Source organism: Microbacterium yannicii PS01 (genome assembly GCF_000304335.1).
Taxonomy (GTDB): domain Bacteria; phylum Actinomycetota; class Actinomycetes; order Actinomycetales; family Microbacteriaceae; genus Microbacterium; species Microbacterium yannicii_A.
Genome location: NZ_CAJF01000002.1, coordinates 43112 through 60008, shown reverse-complemented (window position 1 = coordinate 60008; position 16897 = coordinate 43112). Strand labels below are relative to the sequence as shown.

The window sequence follows — 16897 nt, the reverse complement described above, 5'->3', positions numbered from 1 at the left end:
GGATTCCCACTTGCGTGCGGCCGGTAGACTTGAGGAACCAGCGCTGATCCGGCCATCACCGGGGAGCTCTCGGAAGAACCGGTTCCGTCTCACCGCGGAGCCCCAGTAGAACCGAGCGGGGCAGGCCCGTCACAGCCGCAGGAGAGAGGCCGATGTCTCCCGGCAGATCGGGAGGACGGCAAGCGGGGTGGTACCGCGGCTCGGGTGAGTCGTCCTCGCAGGAGGCATCGCAACCTGCTGGAGTGACATGAGCTACCCGAAGTCCTCGTTCGGACCCGCCGCCGACCCCGCTGCGCCCGCGTCCGTCGTGCCCAGCCCGCGCTTCCCCGAGATCGAGCGCGAGACGCTCGCGTTCTGGGCCGCCGACCAGACGTTCCGCGCCTCGATCGATCAGCGGGACGGCGCCGAGGAATGGGTCTTCTACGACGGCCCGCCGTTCGCCAACGGCCTGCCGCACTACGGCCACCTCTTGACCGGATACGCCAAGGATCTCTTCCCGAGGTTCCAGACGATGCGCGGCAAGAAGGTGGAGCGCGTCTTCGGGTGGGACACCCACGGACTTCCGGCCGAACTCGAGGCGATGAAGCAGCTGGGCATCACCGAGAAGAGCGAGATCGAGGCGATGGGGGTGGCGGCGTTCAACGCCAAGGCACGGGAGTCCGTGCTCACCTACACGCGGGAGTGGGAGGACTATGTCACCCGCCAGGCCCGCTGGGTCGACTTCGAGCACGGCTACAAGACCCTGAACGTGACGTACATGGAGTCCGTCCTGTGGGCGTTCAAGACCCTTCACGACAAGGGCCTCGCCTACGAGGGTCACCGCGTGCTGCCGTACTGCTGGCGCGACGAGACGCCGCTGTCGGCGCACGAGCTGCGCATGGACGACGACGTCTACAAGATGCGCCAGGACCCGTCGGTGACGGTGACCTTCCCGCTCGTCGGGGCCAAGGCGGAGTCGCTCGGTCTGACCGGCGTGCGTGCGCTGGCATGGACGACAACCCCGTGGACGCTGCCGACCAACTTCGCCCTCGCGGTCGGTCCCGACATCCGCTATGTCGTCGTGCCGGGCGGACCCGATGGAGCCGCCGACGTCCACCACGACGCCGACGGCCGTGCCGACGAGCCCGAGGAGGCGTATGCCCACCGCTACCTGCTGGCCGAGGAGCTCCTGGGCAACTACGCCAAGGATCTCGGCTATGAATCGCCCGACGCCGCGCGCGCGGCCGTCGTGCAGACGGTGTCGGGCGAGGACCTGCGGGACGTCTCGTACGACCGGCTGTTCGACTACTACGCGGATGCGGCGACGTGGGGCACCGAGAACGCCTGGCGCATACTCGTCGACGACTACGTCACCACTGCCGACGGCACCGGCATCGTCCATCAGGCCCCGGCCTACGGCGAGGACGACCAGCGGGTGACCGAGGCGGCCGGCATCCCGCTCATCATGAGCCTGGACGACGGCGGGCGGTTCCTCCCGCAGGTCGCCGATGTCGCCGGCGAGCTCTGGATGGACGCGAACCGTCCTCTCATCCGCGCGCTGCGCCAGACGGGGCGCCTGCTCCGTGAGGCGAGCTACGAGCACTCGTATCCGCACTGCTGGCGCTGCCGCAATCCGCTCATCTATCGCGCCGTCTCCAGCTGGTTCGTGCGCGTGACCGAGATCAAGGACCGGCTGCTCGCCAACAACGAGCAGATCACGTGGGTGCCCGAGAACGTGAAGCACGGTCAGTTCGGCAAGTGGCTCGAGGGTGCCCGCGACTGGTCCATCAGCCGGAACCGCTACTGGGGGTCGCCCATCCCGGTGTGGAAGAGCGACGACCCCGAGTACCCGAGGATCGACGTCTACGGCTCTCTCGAGGACATCGAGCGGGACTTCGGCACGCTCCCGCGCAACGTGGAGGGCGAGGTCGACCTGCACCGTCCCTTCATCGACGATCTCACCCGTCCGAACCCCGACGACCCGACGGGGCGGAGCACCATGCGCCGCATCGAGGACGTCTTCGATGTGTGGTTCGACTCCGGGTCGATGCCGTACGCGCAGGTGCACTATCCGTTCGAGAACCAGCAGTGGTTCGATGAGCACGCGCCGGCCGACTTCATCGTCGAGTACATCGGGCAGACCCGCGGCTGGTTCTACGTCATGCACGTGCTGTCGACGGCGCTGTTCGACCGCCCGGCGTTCACGGGCGTCTCGTGCCACGGCATCGTGCTGGGCAGCGACGGCCAGAAGATGTCGAAGTCGCTGCAGAACTACCCCGACGTCAGCGAGGTGTTCGACCGCGACGGCTCCGACGCGATGCGCTGGTTCCTGATGTCGAGCTCGGTGCTGCGCGGCGGCAACCTCGTGGTCACCGAAGAGGGCATCCGCGCCGGCGTCCGCGAGTTCCTGCTCCCACTGTGGAACGCGTGGTACTTCTTCGCGACGTACGCCAACGCCTCGGGACCCGACGGATACGAGGCCACGTGGCGGACGGATTCGACCGACGTGCTCGACCGGTACATCCTCGCCCTGACCGGCGACCTCGTGCGCGAAGTCGCCGTCGACCTCGACGGCCTGGACTCGACGATGGCCGCGGCGAAGCTCCGCGACTTCGCCGAGGCCCTGACCAACTGGTACATCCGCCGCTCGCGCGACCGCTTCTGGGTCGGCGTGACAGAAGACGCGCGAAGCCGTGAGGCCTTCGACACGCTGTACACCGTCCTCGAGACCGTGACGCGCGTCGCAGCCCCGCTGATTCCGCTGGTGTCCGAGAAGGTGTGGCAGGGCCTCACCGGCGGTCGCAGCGTGCACCTTCAGGACTGGCCCGACGCCACGGTCTTCCCCGCCGCCGACGACATCCGCTCGGCGATGGACGCCGTCCGCCAGGCTTCCAGCGTCGCCAACGCGCTGCGCAAGAAGGAGGGCAAGCGCGTGCGGCTTCCGCTTCCGAAGCTGACGGTGGCGCTGACGGATGCCGCATCCCTGGCGCAGTTCGAAGGCATCCTGCGCGACGAGCTGAACGTCAAGGCCGTCGAGCTGGTCGAACTGGGCGACGATGTAGCAGAGCGCTACGGGATCACCAGCCGCCTGTCGGTCAACGCGCGCGCTGCGGGCCCGCGCCTCGGCAAGCAGGTCCAGCATGTGATCGCCGGCGCCAAAGCGGGCGTCTGGGAGGAGCGCGACGGCGGTGTCGTCGTCGACGGCATCGCTCTCGAGGAGGGCGAGTACGAGCTGTCGCTGGAGGCGGGCGGCGTCGCGGAGGGCACGGCGATCGCGCTGCTCGGCGACGGCGGCTTCCTCCTGCTCGACACGACCACCACCCCCGACCTGGAGGCCGAGGGTCTGGCGCGCGACGTGATCCGGGCCGTGCAGGACACCCGCAAGGCAGCCGGATTCGATGTGAGCGACCGCATCCGTCTGGAACTCGCCTTCGACGAGGCCGACGACCGCGTCGCCGTGGAGTCCGCCTTCGCGGCCGCGGACATCGCGGGGGAGACCCTGGCGGTCGACCACTCGCTGTACGGGCCCCGCGGAAGCCGGCCGGCCAAGCCCGCGCCCGACCACGTCGCCGCCTTCGATGCCGGCGCTTTCGCCAACTCGGGAGCCTTCGAGGTGGCCGTCACCCGGGTGGATGCGGCCGCGCTCGACGCGAAGGCGCAGGCCCCCGCATGAGCGACCGCGAGCAGGTACGCGCCGACGCCGTCTACGCGGCGCTGCTGCAGCGACAGGGGGAGCGCTGGGTGCAGCCCCGGGTGGAGCGCACCCGGCGCGTCCTCGAGCTCCTCGACGATCCGCAGCGGACGTACCGTGTCGTGCACGTCACCGGCACCAACGGCAAGACCTCCACGAGCCGGATCATCGAGAGCCTGCTGCGTGCGCACGGTCTGCGGACCGGCCTGTTCACCAGCCCTCACCTCGAGCGCTTCACCGAGCGGATCATGGTCGACGGCGAGCCCATCGCCGATGCGGCGATCGCAGACGCGTGGGACGAGATCGCGCCGTTCGTCGACCTCGTCGACGCCGAGCTGACGGCGGCGGATGACGCGCCGCTGACGTTCTTCGAGCTGCTGACGGTGCTCGCATTCGTCGCTTTCGCCGACGCACCCATCGACGTGCTGGTGCTCGAAGTGGGCATGGGCGGGTCGTGGGATTCGACCAACACCGCGGACGGCGACGTGGCGGTGTTCGCGCCGATCGCCCTCGACCACGCCGATCGGCTCGGAGACACGATCGCCGAGATCGCCACCGTGAAGGCCGGCATCATCAAGAACGGGGCCGCGGTCGTCTCCGCTCGCCAGGATGCGTCGGCCGAAGGCGTGCTGCGTCGCGCGGCCGAGTCCCGTGGTGCGACCATCGCCTTCGAGGGCGGCGAGTTCGCGCTCGCCGAGCAGCGCCTCGCGGTGGGGGGTCAGCAGATCACCGTGCGGGGCCTGGCCGGCGTCTACGAGCAGGAGTACCTGCCCCTGTACGGCGCGCACCAGGGCTTCAACGCCGCCCTCGCGATCGCCGCGGTGGAATCGCTCATCGGCGGCGGCACCCAGCCGATCGTCGGCGACGTGCTGGCCGACGGACTGGGGGCGGTGACGTCCCCCGGCCGTCTGCAGCTCGTCGGCGCGAGCCCCACGGTCGTGGTCGATGCGGCGCACAACCCGCACGGCGCGCGCGCGCTGGTGGCCGCCCTGTCGGAGGCGTTCGACTTCGACGAGTGGGGAATGGTGCTCGGCGTCCTCGCGGACAAGGACGTCGACGGCATCGTGGCGGAGCTGGCACCGGCAGCGGCTCACGTCTTCGCGACCGCTCCGGACTCGGAGCGCGCGACCGACGCCGACGCAGTGGCCGATCTCGCCGAAGCGCGAGGGGTCGCCGTGACCGTCCACCATGATCTCGCCGGCGCCGCGGAGGCCGCGCGGGAGTGGGCCGCGCAGTCCGATCGTCGCGCGGTGGTCATCGCGGGTTCCGTCGTGCTCGCGGGTGAGGCGATCGTGCTCTCGAACGCCGAGGACTGGAAGGCCGGGTGGGACCGGTGACCGCCGAAGCGGCTCCGCAGCCGCGCGCCCGCCGCCCGCGCGGCGCGGCGGAGTCCCTCGCCACGATCGTGCTGGGATTCGAGTCGATCATCGCCTTCCTGGGCGGACTGGTGATCTACGGACTCAAGGCGCTGCCCGAGCCGATCGCGCCGTGGTGGGGCATCGTGGGTGGCTCGGCCGTCGCAGTGCTCATGGTTCTCACGACCCGCGTCGTGCGATTCCAATGGGGCATCGCCCTCGGCTGGGTGCTTCAGCTGGTCGTGGCGCTCGGGGCGTTTCTCGTACCGGCGCTGGCCCTGGTCGCGCTGATTTTCGGCGGCATGTACGCGTATGCGACGATCAAAGGAGCCGCTCTCGACAGACGAAACGCCGAGCGCGCTTCCCGACCACCAGCTTCCTGACCGGCAGATCTGCCGCACGGCGAACGGAGACTTCCATGGCCACCGAAGAGACCCTCGTCCTCGTCAAGCCCGACGGCGTCGCGCGTGGACTCACGGGCGCGATCCTCGCCCGCATCGAGGCGAAGGGCTACGCGCTCGTCGACATCCGGCTCGTGGAGCCGGACCGCGAGAAGCTGGAGCGCCACTACGCCGAGCACGAGGGCAAGCCCTTCTACGAGCCGCTCGTCGAATTCATGATGTCCGGCCCCTCGGTCGCCATCCGTCTGGCCGGAAACCGTGTGATCGAGGGTTTTCGCTCGCTCGCCGGAACCACCGACCCGACGACTGCGGCGCCCGGCACGATCCGCGGCGACTTCGGCCGCGACTGGGGACTGAAGGTGCAGCAGAACCTGGTCCACGGCTCGGACAGCCCGGAGTCCGCCGCGCGCGAGCTCGACATCTGGTTCAGCTGAGCAGCGCTGCTCAGGGCGAGACGGTGAACCGGCCCTCGGCCGATGCGCATGACGCGTTGCCGGGGCAGTCGGCGGCGTCCCAGTAGTTCGTGATCCACACGATCGCCGGGCCCGCCTGCATCGTGGGTGGAACGGTGATCTCGACCGAGAACGTTCCATCGGGCGCCGGCTCGGCAACGGCCTGAGCCAGCGGGATGCGCGCATCGGCGGGCTGGATCCGCAGTGTCCACTCCGTGCCGTCGGCTGCCGGACAGGCCGGATCGGCCGTGACGGTCACGATCCGCCCCGCTCGGGGCGCCTCCGGCTCGACGTGGAGTACGGGCACGCAGACGGGCTCCGGGGCTGAGGAGATGTGGCCGCAACCGGCGATCGCCGCTGTCGCGCCCACGACCGCGAGGGCGAGGACGACTCGAGGTCTCGACATGACCTCACGGTAGACGCGGTGGCCCTCCCGGTCGAGACTCGAGCGCGAACGTCAGAAGACGCGCCCCAGCACGTCCAGCTGGAACTGGGCGAGAACCGCGACGATCGCGTAGCTGACGACGGCGAGAAGCGGCACCCAGCCCATGAGGCGGTCGGCGACGCGCCGAACGGAGGCCGGCACCGGGGCCTGCCCTGACCGCAGCACGTGAAGCGTGACGGCGTAGAAGGTCGGGATCATGACCACCCAGGTCACCATGCACCACGGGCACAGTGTTCCGAGCACGAAGATGCTCTGACCGATCAGCCAGCAGACGAAGCCGAATGCGAACAGAATCCCGAGTTCGAAGAGCAGCCAGAACCAGCGCGCGAACCGCGCGCCCGCCAGGAGCGCCATGCCGACGACGATCGGGGCGATCCAGCCGGCGAGACCGAGGATCGGGTTCGGGAATCCGAACAGGCTGCCCTGCCATGACTCGAGGTTCGCCGAGCACTGCACCAGCGGGCTGAAGTCGCAGGAGGCGATCGCGTCCGGGTCGGCGAGACGGTGCAGCCGCTCCATCGTGAGCGAGAACGCTGCCCACCAGCCGACGAGTCCCGCGAGCACGAGCCACACGGCGAGAGCGGTCGGACGAGTGTGCGTCGGGGGCGCGGGCATGCCTCGGATTATGGCATCGGGGCCTGAGCGGACGCTCCGTCACCCCCTGCGCCGAAGGGCCGGCGGGTCGCGGGTGCGCAATCGGGCGAGGGAAGTGCGATAATGATGGTCGATGCCACGCGGCCGCGCCGCGAGGGGCATCACCGAAGACTTCAGGGCGACGGACGCCCCTTGGCAGCGAGAACATCCGCCCAGAGCCGGAATTCCGCTGCAGACCGAGTGAGTTCGCGGCACCGCAGGTGCGGCGCCGCACGAGATTTCGCCGGGTGGCGCGCGGTGCCGCCCCGCAGGGAGTACGCCAGTGATGGCAGATGGAAACGATTCAGACCTCGACCCCCAGACCGACACGGAACAGCCGGTAGCCAACGCTCCCGACGATTCCTCGCCGGACGCAGAATCAGGGGAGTCACCCGCCGAGATCGAGTTCGGCGACACCGTCGACTCCGTGGAGGCGACAGAGACCGACACCGGCGCTGCCGCGCCGCAGATAGACGACCCACCGGCGGCAGCGACCGATGCGTCGGCCGAGACGCCCGGGCAGCCGATCGCCGAACAGACGTCGGCGGATGCGGCTGTGAGCCAGGCACCGGCGCCCGAGACGGACGCGACGCCCGAGAAGCCCACGGCCGTGAGCCTCGGACTTCTTCCCGAGGTGTTCGTATCGGCGGTATCGACGCAGCTGCTCTTCTACGCTCCCGAGATCGCGCCGCTTCCCTCGCTGCCTGAACGGGAGGTCGAGCCCGAGGCCGAGCCGGCGCCATCCGGCACCTCGCGCCGCCGCAACCGCCGGCGTGGCGGAGAAGGCCGCGACGAGGCATCCGGTCCCGCTGAAGAGCCGCAGCCGCGCAAGCGGGCGGTCGAACTGATCACCGAGCCGCAGCGCATCAAGGGCTCGACCCGGCTCGAGGCCAAGAAGCAGCGTCGTCGTGACGGCCGCGAGGCGGGGCGCCGCCGAGCGGTGGTCACCGAGGCCGAGTTCCTCGCACGCCGTGAGGCGGTCGACCGCGTGATGATCGTGCGCTCGCGCAACGGTCGGATCCAGATCGCTGTCCAGGAGGACAACGTTCTCGTCGAGCACTACGTCGCCCGGAACCAGGACGCCTCGCTGATCGGAAACGTGTACCTCGGTCGCGTGCAGAACGTGCTGCCGAGCATGGAGGCCGCCTTCGTCGACATCGGCCGCGGCCGCAACGCCGTGCTGTACTCGGGCGAGGTCGACTGGGATGCCGTCGAGACGGGCAATCAGCCGCGCCGCATCGAGCTGGCTCTCAAGAGCGGCGACCGCGTGCTCGTGCAGGTCACGAAGGATCCGGTGGGGCACAAGGGCGCCCGCCTCACGAGCCAGATCTCGCTCCCGGGCCGTTACCTCGTGTACGTCCCCGGCGGAGCGATGAACGGCATCTCGCGCAAGCTGCCCGACACCGAGCGGGCACGCCTGAAGAAGATCCTCAAGGAGGTCCTGCCGGAGTCGTCGGGCGTCATCGTCCGCACCGCCGCAGAGGGCGCCACCGAGGACCAGCTCACCCGCGACGTGCAGCGCCTCACCAACCAGTGGGAGCACATCAGCAAGCAGGTCGAGTCGATTCAGGCGCCGGCCCTGCTGCACTCCGAGCCCGACCTCCTGGTCAAGATCGTCCGCGACGTCTTCAACGAGGACTTCTCGCGGATGCTGATCCAGGGCGACGACGCGCATCACACGATCTCGAAGTACCTCGAATCGGTCGCCCCGGACCTGCTGGACCGGGTCGAGCGGTACGACGGCGAGCGGGACCCCTTCGACGAGTTCCGGGTGACCGAGCAGATCGAGAAGGCGCTCGACCGCAAGGTGTGGCTGCCCTCGGGCGGCTCGCTCGTGATCGACCGCACCGAGGCCATGACGGTCGTCGACGTCAACACCGGCAAGTTCGTCGGGTCGGGCGGAAACCTCGAGGAGACGGTCACGAAGAACAACCTGGAGGCCGCGGAGGAGATCGTCCGACAGCTCCGGCTGCGCGACATCGGCGGAATCATCGTCGTGGACTTCATCGACATGGTGCTCGAGTCCAACCGCGATCTCGTCCTGCGACGGCTCGTGGAATGCCTCAGCCGTGACCGCACGAAGCATCAGGTCGCCGAGGTCACCTCTCTCGGACTCGTGCAGATGACCCGCAAGAAGCTGGGGCTCGGCCTTCTCGAGACCTTCAGCGAGGCGTGCGAGGTCTGCGCCGGCCGCGGTGTGATCGTGCACCACGACCCCGTGGTCAAGCACCGCGCCGCCGGTGCGGGGGCGGCTCCTTCCGGGCGTCGGTCCCGCGGGTCGGCGGCGCCGGCTCAGGGCGGCGGGTCGAACGGCACTCACGTCATCACCGAGGGTGTGAAGTCCGCGCTCGCGCAGATCGCCGCATCCACGATCCATCACTCCGAGGAGGCCGCACCGGCCGCCGAGCCCGCACCGGCAGTCGAGGAGGCTCGCGTCGAGCGTCCTAAGAAGCCGCGGAAGAAGCGCCAGGACGGGGGAGCAAAGCCTCTCACCGAGAAGGACCTGCTCCTCGACTCCGTGCTGCAGGCCCTTCCCGAGCCCAAGGCGCCCGGTCAGGGCCGAGCCCGGCGTCGCGTCACCACGGCAGCCCTCAGCGGCACCCCGGTGAGCCACGCGCCGACCGAGGACTGAGCGAACCATCGCCGGGACGCCGCGTTGCTGAATGGGAAGCCACTCAGCGACCGCGGCGCTCCCGCGCGGTGACGCGCAGCCCGGAGGCGATGAGCCGGCGAACCAGCTCATGGCCCGAGACGGGCTGAGCGCCCGCCGACACCAGGCGCGCGTGGGCGTCATCCGGAACGTCGTAGTGATCCAGGTCGAATCCGCGTCGCGGGATGCCGTTCGCTGCGGCGAAGGCATGCAGCTCGTCCAGGTCCGAGTCGCTCACCAGGTGCGCCCAGAGCCGTCCGTGGGCCGGCCAGCGCGGGTCATCGATGAGGATCGCCACGAGCAGATCCTACGCACCGGCCCCGCTTTTGCGGTCAGTCCCGGCATCCGGTAAAGTAGCCCTTTGGTGCGTCGACATTTTCCGCGCCACGTCTTACATGAGGTCCTGAGCGCGTGCGCTCCCAGAAGAAACAGGTGTGAAGTGGTTTACGCAGTTGTGCGCGCCGGCGGCCGGCAGGAGAAGGTAGAGGTCGGCACGATCGTCGTTCTCGACCGCCAGGCCGCGAAGATCGGCGACAAGATCGAGCTCCCCGCGGTGCTCTTCGTCGACGGCGACACCGTCACGACCGACGCCGACAAGCTCGCCAAGGTGACCGTCACCGCCGAGGTCCTCGGCGAGGAGCGCGGCCCGAAGATCGTGATCCAGAAGTTCAAGAACAAGACCGGCTACAAGAAGCGCCAGGGGCACCGTCAGGACCTCACGCGCGTCAAGGTCACCGGCATCAAGTAAGCACGGAGAGACGCAGAGATGGCACACAAAAAGGGCGCAAGCTCCACCCGTAACGGTCGTGACTCCAACGCTCAGCGACTGGGCGTGAAGCGCTTCGGCGGCCAGAAGGTCCTCGCCGGCGAGATCATCGTCCGTCAGCGCGGCACCCACTTCCACCCCGGCGCCAACGTCGGCCGCGGCGGGGACGACACGCTCTTCGCGCTGGCTCCCGGCGCCGTCGAGTTCGGCCAGAAGGGCGGCCGCAAGGTCGTCAACATCGTGGCCGCCGCGGAGTAGTCCACGGACGCGCACACACTTCCAGGAGGGGGCGGGCTTCGGCTCGCCCCTTCCCTTTATCCTGGGCACGGCCCAGACCAGAGGGGGACCGCATGGTCACGTTCGTCGATCGCGTGACGCTGCACCTGAGCGCCGGCAAGGGGGGCAACGGCTGCGTGTCGGTGCGCCGCGAGAAGTTCAAGCCGCTCGCCGGTCCCGACGGCGGCAACGGGGGCCACGGCGGTGACATCGTGCTGGTCGCCGACCCGCAGGAGACCACCCTGCTCTCGTACCACCACTCGCCCCACCGCTCGGGAGGCAACGGCGGGTTCGGCATGGGCGACCACCGCTCCGGGGCGGCGGGAGAGTCCCTCGAGCTGCCCGTCCCCGTCGGCACGGTCGTCAAAGACACCTCCGGCGAGACCCTCGTCGACATGATCGAGCCGGGCATGCGCTTCGTCGTGGCTCCGGGCGGACTCGGAGGGCTCGGCAACGCGGCACTGTCCAACCCGAAGCGGAAGGCGCCGGGGTTCGCCCTGCTGGGCACGCCCGGCTGGGAAGGCGATGTCCTCCTCGAGCTGAAGACCGTCGCCGATGTCGCGCTCGTCGGCTTCCCGTCGGCCGGCAAGTCGAGCCTGATCGCTGCCATCTCCGCGGCGCGCCCCAAGATCGCCGACTACCCGTTCACCACCCTCCACCCCAACCTCGGCGTCGTCCAGGCCGGGGATGTGCGCTACACCGTCGCCGACGTACCCGGGCTGATCGAGGGCGCGAGCGAGGGCAAGGGACTCGGGCTCGAGTTCCTCCGTCACGTCGAGCGATGCACCGCGCTCGTGCATGTGCTGGACTGCGCGACGCTCGACCCCGGCCGGGACCCGATGTCGGACCTCGACGTCATCCTCGCCGAGCTCGCCGCGTATCCCGTTCCCGAGGGGCAGACGCCGCTGCTGGAGCGCCCGCAGCTCGTCGCGCTCAACAAGGTGGACGTGCCCGAGGCCAAGGACCTCGCCGATCTGGTGCGGCCCGAGCTCGAGGCGCGCGGTTTCCGCGTGTTCGAGATCTCGACCGTGAGCCACGATGGTCTGCGTCAGCTGACTTTCGCGCTGGGCGACATCGTCGCCGCGCACCGCGTCGAACTCGCCAAGGCGCCCGCCCCGGAGCGCATCGTGATCCGGCCCAAGGGGTCGGAGAAGGACTTCTGGGTGCGTGTCGAAGGCGGAACCTACGGAAACATCTACCGGATCCTCGGTGAGAAGCCCCTGCGGTGGGTGCAGCAGACCGACTTCCAGAACGAAGAGGCCGTCGGCTACCTCGCCGACCGGCTCGAGAAGCTCGGCGTCGAGGACGAGCTGTTCCGCTCCGGTGCCACGCCCGGGGCGACGGTCGTCATCGGAGAGGGCGACGGCATCATCTTCGACTGGGAGCCCTCACTCCGCTCCACGGCCGAGCTCGCCACCGCGCCTCGTGGCACCGACCCCCGGCTCCTGCAGGACGGCCGTCGCACGACGTCGGAGCGTCGCGAGCGCTACCACGACCGCATGGATGCCAAGGCGGCGGCGCGCGCCGAACTCGAGGCCGAGCGCCTCGCCGCCCGCAGCGCGGATCGCGAGGACGAGGGCGACGAATGAGCGCACTCGAGCGCCGGGATCTGCCCTCCGCGCGGCGGGTCGTGGTGAAGGTCGGCTCGTCGTCGATCAGCGGCGACAGCGCCCACAAGATCGGTCCGCTGGTGGACGCCCTCGCCGCCGCGCACGCGCGGGGCACCGAGATCGTCCTCGTCTCGTCGGGCGCCATCGCGACCGGGATGCCATATCTCCTGCTCGATGAGCGCCCGAGCGACCTGGCGACCCAGCAGGCGGCGGCCGCCGTCGGGCAGAACGTCCTGATCTACCGCTATCAGGAGGCCCTGCGGCCCTTCCGCATCGTCGCGGGGCAGGTGCTGCTGACCGCGGGCGATCTCGAGAACCCGATGCACCGGTCCAACGCCCGCCGGGCCATGGAGCGTCTGCTCGGCCTGCGGATCCTGCCCATCGTGAACGAGAACGACACCGTCGCGACCCACGAGATCCGCTTCGGCGACAACGACCGGCTCGCCGCCATGGTGGCGCAGCTGATCGGCGCCGACGCCCTGGTGCTGCTCAGCGACATCGAGTGCCTCTACACGCGTCCGCCGGACGAGCCGGGCGCGGCACCGATCCCTCGCGTGGCGTACGGCGACGACCTACACGGCTTCGAGTTCGGGTCGGTCGTCGTCAACAGCGTCGGCACCGGGGGCGCGGCCACCAAGGTGTCGGCCGCGCGACTGGCCGCGGCATCCGGAATCGGGGTTCTGGTCACCAGCGCCGACCTCGTCGACAGCGCGCTCTCGGGCGCCGACATCGGCACCTGGTTCCAGCCCAACCCCGAGCCCGCGGCCCCCGCCGCGACCGGTCCGGTGCGCACAGCCGTCGATACACTGGGACGATGACCACGACCGCCACCTCGGCACGCGAGCGGATGCTGCTGGCCAAGGATGCCGCACGCTCCATCGGCCTTCTCGGCGATGCCGACAAGCGCGCCGCGCTGATCGCCATCGCCGATGCGATCGAGACGTCGACGCCGGACGTCGTGGCAGCCAATGCCGAGGATCTGGAGCGCGGGCGCGAGAGCGGTCTCTCCGAGGCCCTTCAGGATCGACTGCGGCTCGATGAGCCGAGGGTCGCGGCCCTGGCGACTGCCGTCCGCGAGATCGCAGACCTGCCCGATCCCGTCGGCCGTGTGCTCGACGAGCGCACCCTGGCCAACGGCGTCACCCTGACCAAGGTCTCGGTGCCGTTCGGCGTGGTCGGATCCATCTACGAGGCCCGCCCGAACGTCACCGTCGACATCGCCGCGCTGGCGCTGCGTTCGGGCAACGCGGTGGTCCTTCGCGGCGGATCGGCCGCCGAGAGGACCAACGCCGCGCTGGTGCGGGCGATGCGCGGAGCGCTGGCCGATCGAGGAATCGACCCCGAGGCCATCCAGACGATCGACGACTTCGGCCGGGACGGCGCGCGCGAGCTCATGCACGCCCGCGGCGTCATCGACGTGCTCGTCCCCCGCGGCAGCGCACAGCTGATCGAGACGGTCGTGACGGAGTCCTCGGTGCCGGTCATCGAGACGGGCGCCGGCGTCGTGCACATCGTCCTCGACGAGAGCGCTCCTCTGGAATGGGCGCGCGACATCGTCGTGAACGCCAAGACGCAGCGCCCGAGCGTGTGCAACGCGGTCGAGACCGTGCTCGTCCATCGCGGCGCGGCCGAGCGTCTGGTTCCGCCCGTCGTGTCCGCCCTGCAGCGAAGCGGTGTCACCGTCCACGGCGACGCCGCCGTGCGCGGGCTGAGCGAGGGCGTGACGCCCGCCACCGACGAGGACTGGGCCGCCGAGTACCTGAGCCTCGACATCGCGATGCGCGTGGTCGACGACCTCGACGATGCGCTCGAGCACATCCGCCGGTATTCCACGCACCACACCGAGTCGATCGTGACGACGGATGCCGCGAGCGAGGCACGGTTTCTGGCGGAGGTCGACTCGGCCGTCGTGATGGCGAACGCCTCCACGAGGTTCACCGACGGCGGAGAGTTCGGGTTCGGCGCCGAGGTCGGCATCTCGACGCAGAAGCTGCACGCGCGCGGGCCGATGGGCCTCGCCGAGCTCACGAGCACGAAGTGGCTGGCGCGCGGCGCCGGACAAGTGCGGGCGTGAGGCATAAACTGGACCAGTCCTGCGCCCTCCGAGGCGAATCCCGAACGGAGCCCGAATGACACTCGCCACGATCATCGCCTTTGCCGCCGAGGAGTCGGAGCACCACGGCAATGTCGCTCTCGAGACGGTCGGCTACGGCATCATCGCGGTCGTCGTCTTCGCCGCACTGGCTCTGGTGACGCTCTCGTACCGCAACGTGGCCAACCGCCACGCCCGCAAGGCGGAGGCCTACGCACGGGCCCACGCCGACGACCTGCAGCGATCGGGGCACGGCCACTAGGCCGACTGCATGTCGGTGACGGCGCCCTCGCGCATCGGGGTCATGGGTGGGACGTTCGATCCCATCCATCACGGCCACCTGGTCGCCGCCAGCGAGGTGGCGCAGTGGTTCGACCTCGATGAGGTCGTCTTCGTGCCGACGGGGGAGCCGTGGCAGAAAGAGCGCGTCTCGCCGAGCGAACACCGCTACCTCATGACGGTCATCGCGACGGCATCCAATCCCCGCTTCACGGTCAGCCGCGTCGACATCGATCGCAGCGGCCCCACCTACACCATCGACACGCTCCGGGATCTGAAGGCTCTGCGCCCCGATGCCGAACTCTTCTTCATCACCGGGGCCGACGCCATAGCGCAAATTCTCAGTTGGAGGGACCATGATGAGTTGTGGGACCTCGCCCACTTCGTCGCGGTATCCCGGCCGGGACACGTTCTGAACACCGACGGCCTGCCCAGCGAAGACGTCAGTCAACTCGAGATCCCCGCCCTGTCGATCTCATCGACAGACTGTCGCGATCGCGTCAAGCGAGGACACCCTGTGTGGTACCTCGTGCCCGACGGGGTCGTCCAATACATCGCGAAGCACCACCTCTACCGGAGCAAGGAATGAGCACACCCGAGCAGCCGGCAACGCCACCCCTCACGCGCAAGAAGATGCGCGAGATCCGCAACACGGGGTCGACCCCGGTGATCCCGCCGCCGTCCGACGACGACGCGCCGTCCGACGATGCGACGACCCCTGATGCATCGGAATCCGCGCCTGCGGAGCAGCCCGCGCCGGTCTTGTCCGCGCCGCTTCCCCGACCGGCGACACCGCCCGTCGTCTCCCCGCCTCCGGTCGCCGACTCCGCCGTCGATCTCGGTGTCTCGCCGCTCACGCGTCGCCAGGCCCGGCAGCAGGAGCGGATCCGAACCGCCTCGGTGCCGGTCATCACCCCCGAGGTCGTCGCCGCTCACGCCGGCGCGTCCGCGGCCGCTTCTTCACCCACCTTCGCCTTCCCGGCCCCCGAGCGCGACGTCGATGACACGCCCGACGCCGAGCCCGACGGGTCCGCCCAGAAAGAAGTCGAGGCCACTGAGACGGCGGACACGGACAGCAGTGTGGAGGCGCTGTTCGCGCCCGCAGAAGCAGCGCCCGACGCCGCACCCGCCGACGTCGAAGGCGAGACGCCGGCGTCGTTCCCCTGGGCTCAGGCCGCGGCTGCGCCTGTCGCGTTCGATTCCGCCGTCGAGGGCGTCGCGGCCGAGCCGGTGTCGGGCATCGGATCCGCGCCGTTCGGAGATCTTCCGTTCGCCCCGCCGGCGCTGGATTCGCACGACGACGATGCCGGTGACGACGAGAGCGCGGAGGCCAAGGCCGTCGTGAATCCCTTGTTCGGCGCCGGCCTGCTTGATGGCACGGCCGCGCCGGCCGATCCGGTGGTCGCAGAGCTTCCGGCCTCGTTCGACCAGCTCCTCGCCCGCTCCACCGGTTCGATGTCAGCGTCCAACGCCCTGATCGTCTCGCAGGCTCCGGAGATGTCGCCGCTGGTGGCCCCGGTCACCGCGACGGGCGAGGTCCTCATCACCGGGACGTTCAACCTTCCCGAGGGGCTCGGCTCGACGGGTCACGCGAAGGGGACGACCGACGGCAAGGAGATCGACGCGACCCTGGTCGACGGTGAGCTCCCCTCGCACTCGTCGCCCACTCCCATCGCCGCCAGTGCGGCGGTGAGCACCTCCAAGACGCCCGGCGAGGTCATTCGCCCGCCGGTGCCCGAGAAGGGCAGTCGCCTCATGATGTCGCTCGCGATCACGGCGGGCGTCCTCGCTCTCGCTCTCGTCGGCGTTCTCATCCTCGCCTTCGTGACGGGAGTCTTCTGATGACCGCGAGCCCTCAGTCCCACGACATGCTTCGGATCGCGGCGGAAGCCGCGGACGCGAAGGGCGGCGAGGATCTCGTCGCCCTCGACGTGTCGGGTCCGCTTCCGCTGGTGGACGTCTTCCTGCTCGTCACCGGGCGAAGCGAACGCAACGTCGCAGCGATCGCGGACGAGATCGAAGACAAGCTCCTGGAGGCGGGCCACAAGCGGCTGCGGCGCGAGGGACGTCAGGAATCGCGCTGGGTTTTGATCGACTTCGGCGACCTCGTCGTGCACGTGTTCCACGAGCAGGAGCGGGTGTACTACGGCCTCGAGCGGCTCTGGAAAGACTGCCCGATCGTGCCGATAAACCTCCCCGCAGCGGCCGCCAGCGAGGAGTGACGCGGTTCGGAGCACGACTCGGAATGTTGTAAGCTAGACGAGTTGC

At 69.7% G+C, this 16897-nt stretch carries 17 protein-coding genes; 14 read left to right on the top strand and 3 right to left on the bottom strand.

From position 1 onward, the window contains the following. Positions 1–247: 247 nt before the first annotated feature. Genes ileS through ndk form a run of 4 tightly spaced genes read left to right on the top strand, consistent with a single transcriptional unit; the run spans position 248 to position 5860 of the window. A complete protein-coding gene (gene ileS, locus WYM_RS01545) occupies positions 248–3652 on the top strand; it encodes an isoleucine--tRNA ligase (protein WP_019179063.1) in 3405 nt (1134 codons plus the stop codon). Then, positions 3649–5007 (top strand): bifunctional folylpolyglutamate synthase/dihydrofolate synthase, encoded by a 1359-nt coding sequence (locus tag WYM_RS01540; protein ID WP_019179062.1) that lies wholly within the window; start codon positions 3649–3651, stop codon positions 5005–5007. Before ileS ends, WYM_RS01540 begins: the two co-directional genes overlap by 4 nt. Next, entirely contained in the window at positions 4995–5408 is a 414-nt protein-coding gene (locus WYM_RS01535; RefSeq protein WP_019179061.1) for a DUF4233 domain-containing protein, read from the top strand. The genes WYM_RS01540 and WYM_RS01535 overlap by 13 nt, the downstream gene beginning before the upstream one ends. A gap of 35 nt (positions 5409–5443) precedes the next feature. Further along, positions 5444–5860 (top strand): nucleoside-diphosphate kinase, encoded by a 417-nt coding sequence (gene ndk / locus WYM_RS01530; protein ID WP_019179060.1) that lies wholly within the window; start codon positions 5444–5446, stop codon positions 5858–5860. Positions 5861–5870: 10 nt separating this feature from the next. On the opposite strand, the gene WYM_RS01525 is transcribed toward ndk, so the two are convergent. Together WYM_RS01525 and WYM_RS01520 are read right to left on the bottom strand one after the other, a co-directional pair. After that, positions 5871–6284 carry a hypothetical protein gene (locus WYM_RS01525; RefSeq protein WP_019179059.1) on the bottom strand — a complete coding sequence of 138 codons (414 nt, stop codon included), beginning with the start codon at positions 6282–6284 and terminating at the stop codon, positions 5871–5873. A gap of 51 nt (positions 6285–6335) precedes the next feature. After that, positions 6336–6938: a vitamin K epoxide reductase family protein gene (locus WYM_RS01520; protein WP_019179058.1), complete on the bottom strand. Its 603-nt coding sequence runs from the start codon at positions 6936–6938 to the stop codon at positions 6336–6338. 304 nt (positions 6939–7242) lie between these two features. On the opposite strand from WYM_RS01520, the gene WYM_RS01515 reads away from it, so the two are divergent. Continuing rightward, on the top strand, positions 7243–9588 hold the full coding sequence (locus WYM_RS01515; protein ID WP_019179057.1) for an Rne/Rng family ribonuclease: 2346 nt from the start codon (positions 7243–7245) through the stop codon (positions 9586–9588). A 43-nt stretch (positions 9589–9631) separates the two neighbouring features. Here the strand turns inward: WYM_RS01515 and WYM_RS01510 are convergent, their stop codons facing one another. After that, a complete protein-coding gene (locus tag WYM_RS01510; protein WP_019179056.1) occupies positions 9632–9904 on the bottom strand; it encodes a DUF4031 domain-containing protein in 273 nt (90 codons plus the stop codon). A gap of 141 nt (positions 9905–10045) precedes the next feature. On the opposite strand from WYM_RS01510, the gene rplU reads away from it, so the two are divergent. The 9 genes from rplU to rsfS all read left to right on the top strand — a co-directional run bounded on the left by rplU (position 10046) and on the right by rsfS (position 16851). Next, on the top strand, positions 10046–10354 hold the full coding sequence (gene rplU, locus WYM_RS01505; protein WP_026059456.1) for a 50S ribosomal protein L21: 309 nt from the start codon (positions 10046–10048) through the stop codon (positions 10352–10354). 18 nt (positions 10355–10372) lie between these two features. Then, positions 10373–10630 carry a 50S ribosomal protein L27 gene (gene rpmA / locus WYM_RS01500; RefSeq protein ID WP_026059455.1) on the top strand — a complete coding sequence of 86 codons (258 nt, stop codon included), beginning with the start codon at positions 10373–10375 and terminating at the stop codon, positions 10628–10630. Positions 10631–10722: 92 nt separating this feature from the next. Next, positions 10723–12237 (top strand): GTPase ObgE, encoded by a 1515-nt coding sequence (gene obgE, locus WYM_RS01495; protein ID WP_019179053.1) that lies wholly within the window; start codon positions 10723–10725, stop codon positions 12235–12237. Next, entirely contained in the window at positions 12234–13076 is an 843-nt protein-coding gene (proB, locus tag WYM_RS01490; protein WP_019179052.1) for a glutamate 5-kinase, read from the top strand. The genes obgE and proB overlap by 4 nt, the downstream gene beginning before the upstream one ends. Next, the gene (locus WYM_RS01485) at positions 13073–14332 is read left to right on the top strand and encodes a glutamate-5-semialdehyde dehydrogenase (RefSeq protein ID WP_019179051.1); all 1260 of its coding nucleotides are present in this window, start codon (positions 13073–13075) and stop codon (positions 14330–14332) included. Before proB ends, WYM_RS01485 begins: the two co-directional genes overlap by 4 nt. Positions 14333–14387: 55 nt before the next feature. Next, positions 14388–14612, top strand: coding sequence for a hypothetical protein (locus WYM_RS01480; RefSeq protein ID WP_019179050.1), 225 nt, complete (start codon positions 14388–14390; stop codon positions 14610–14612). 9 nt (positions 14613–14621) lie between these two features. Further along, positions 14622–15218: a nicotinate-nucleotide adenylyltransferase gene (nadD, locus tag WYM_RS01475; RefSeq protein WP_019179049.1), complete on the top strand. Its 597-nt coding sequence runs from the start codon at positions 14622–14624 to the stop codon at positions 15216–15218. Then, positions 15215–16471: a hypothetical protein gene (locus WYM_RS01470; RefSeq protein WP_019179048.1), complete on the top strand. Its 1257-nt coding sequence runs from the start codon at positions 15215–15217 to the stop codon at positions 16469–16471. Before nadD ends, WYM_RS01470 begins: the two co-directional genes overlap by 4 nt. Next, a complete protein-coding gene (gene rsfS, locus WYM_RS01465; protein ID WP_019179047.1) occupies positions 16471–16851 on the top strand; it encodes a ribosome silencing factor in 381 nt (126 codons plus the stop codon). The genes WYM_RS01470 and rsfS overlap by 1 nt, the downstream gene beginning before the upstream one ends. Positions 16852–16897: the final 46 nt, after the last annotated feature.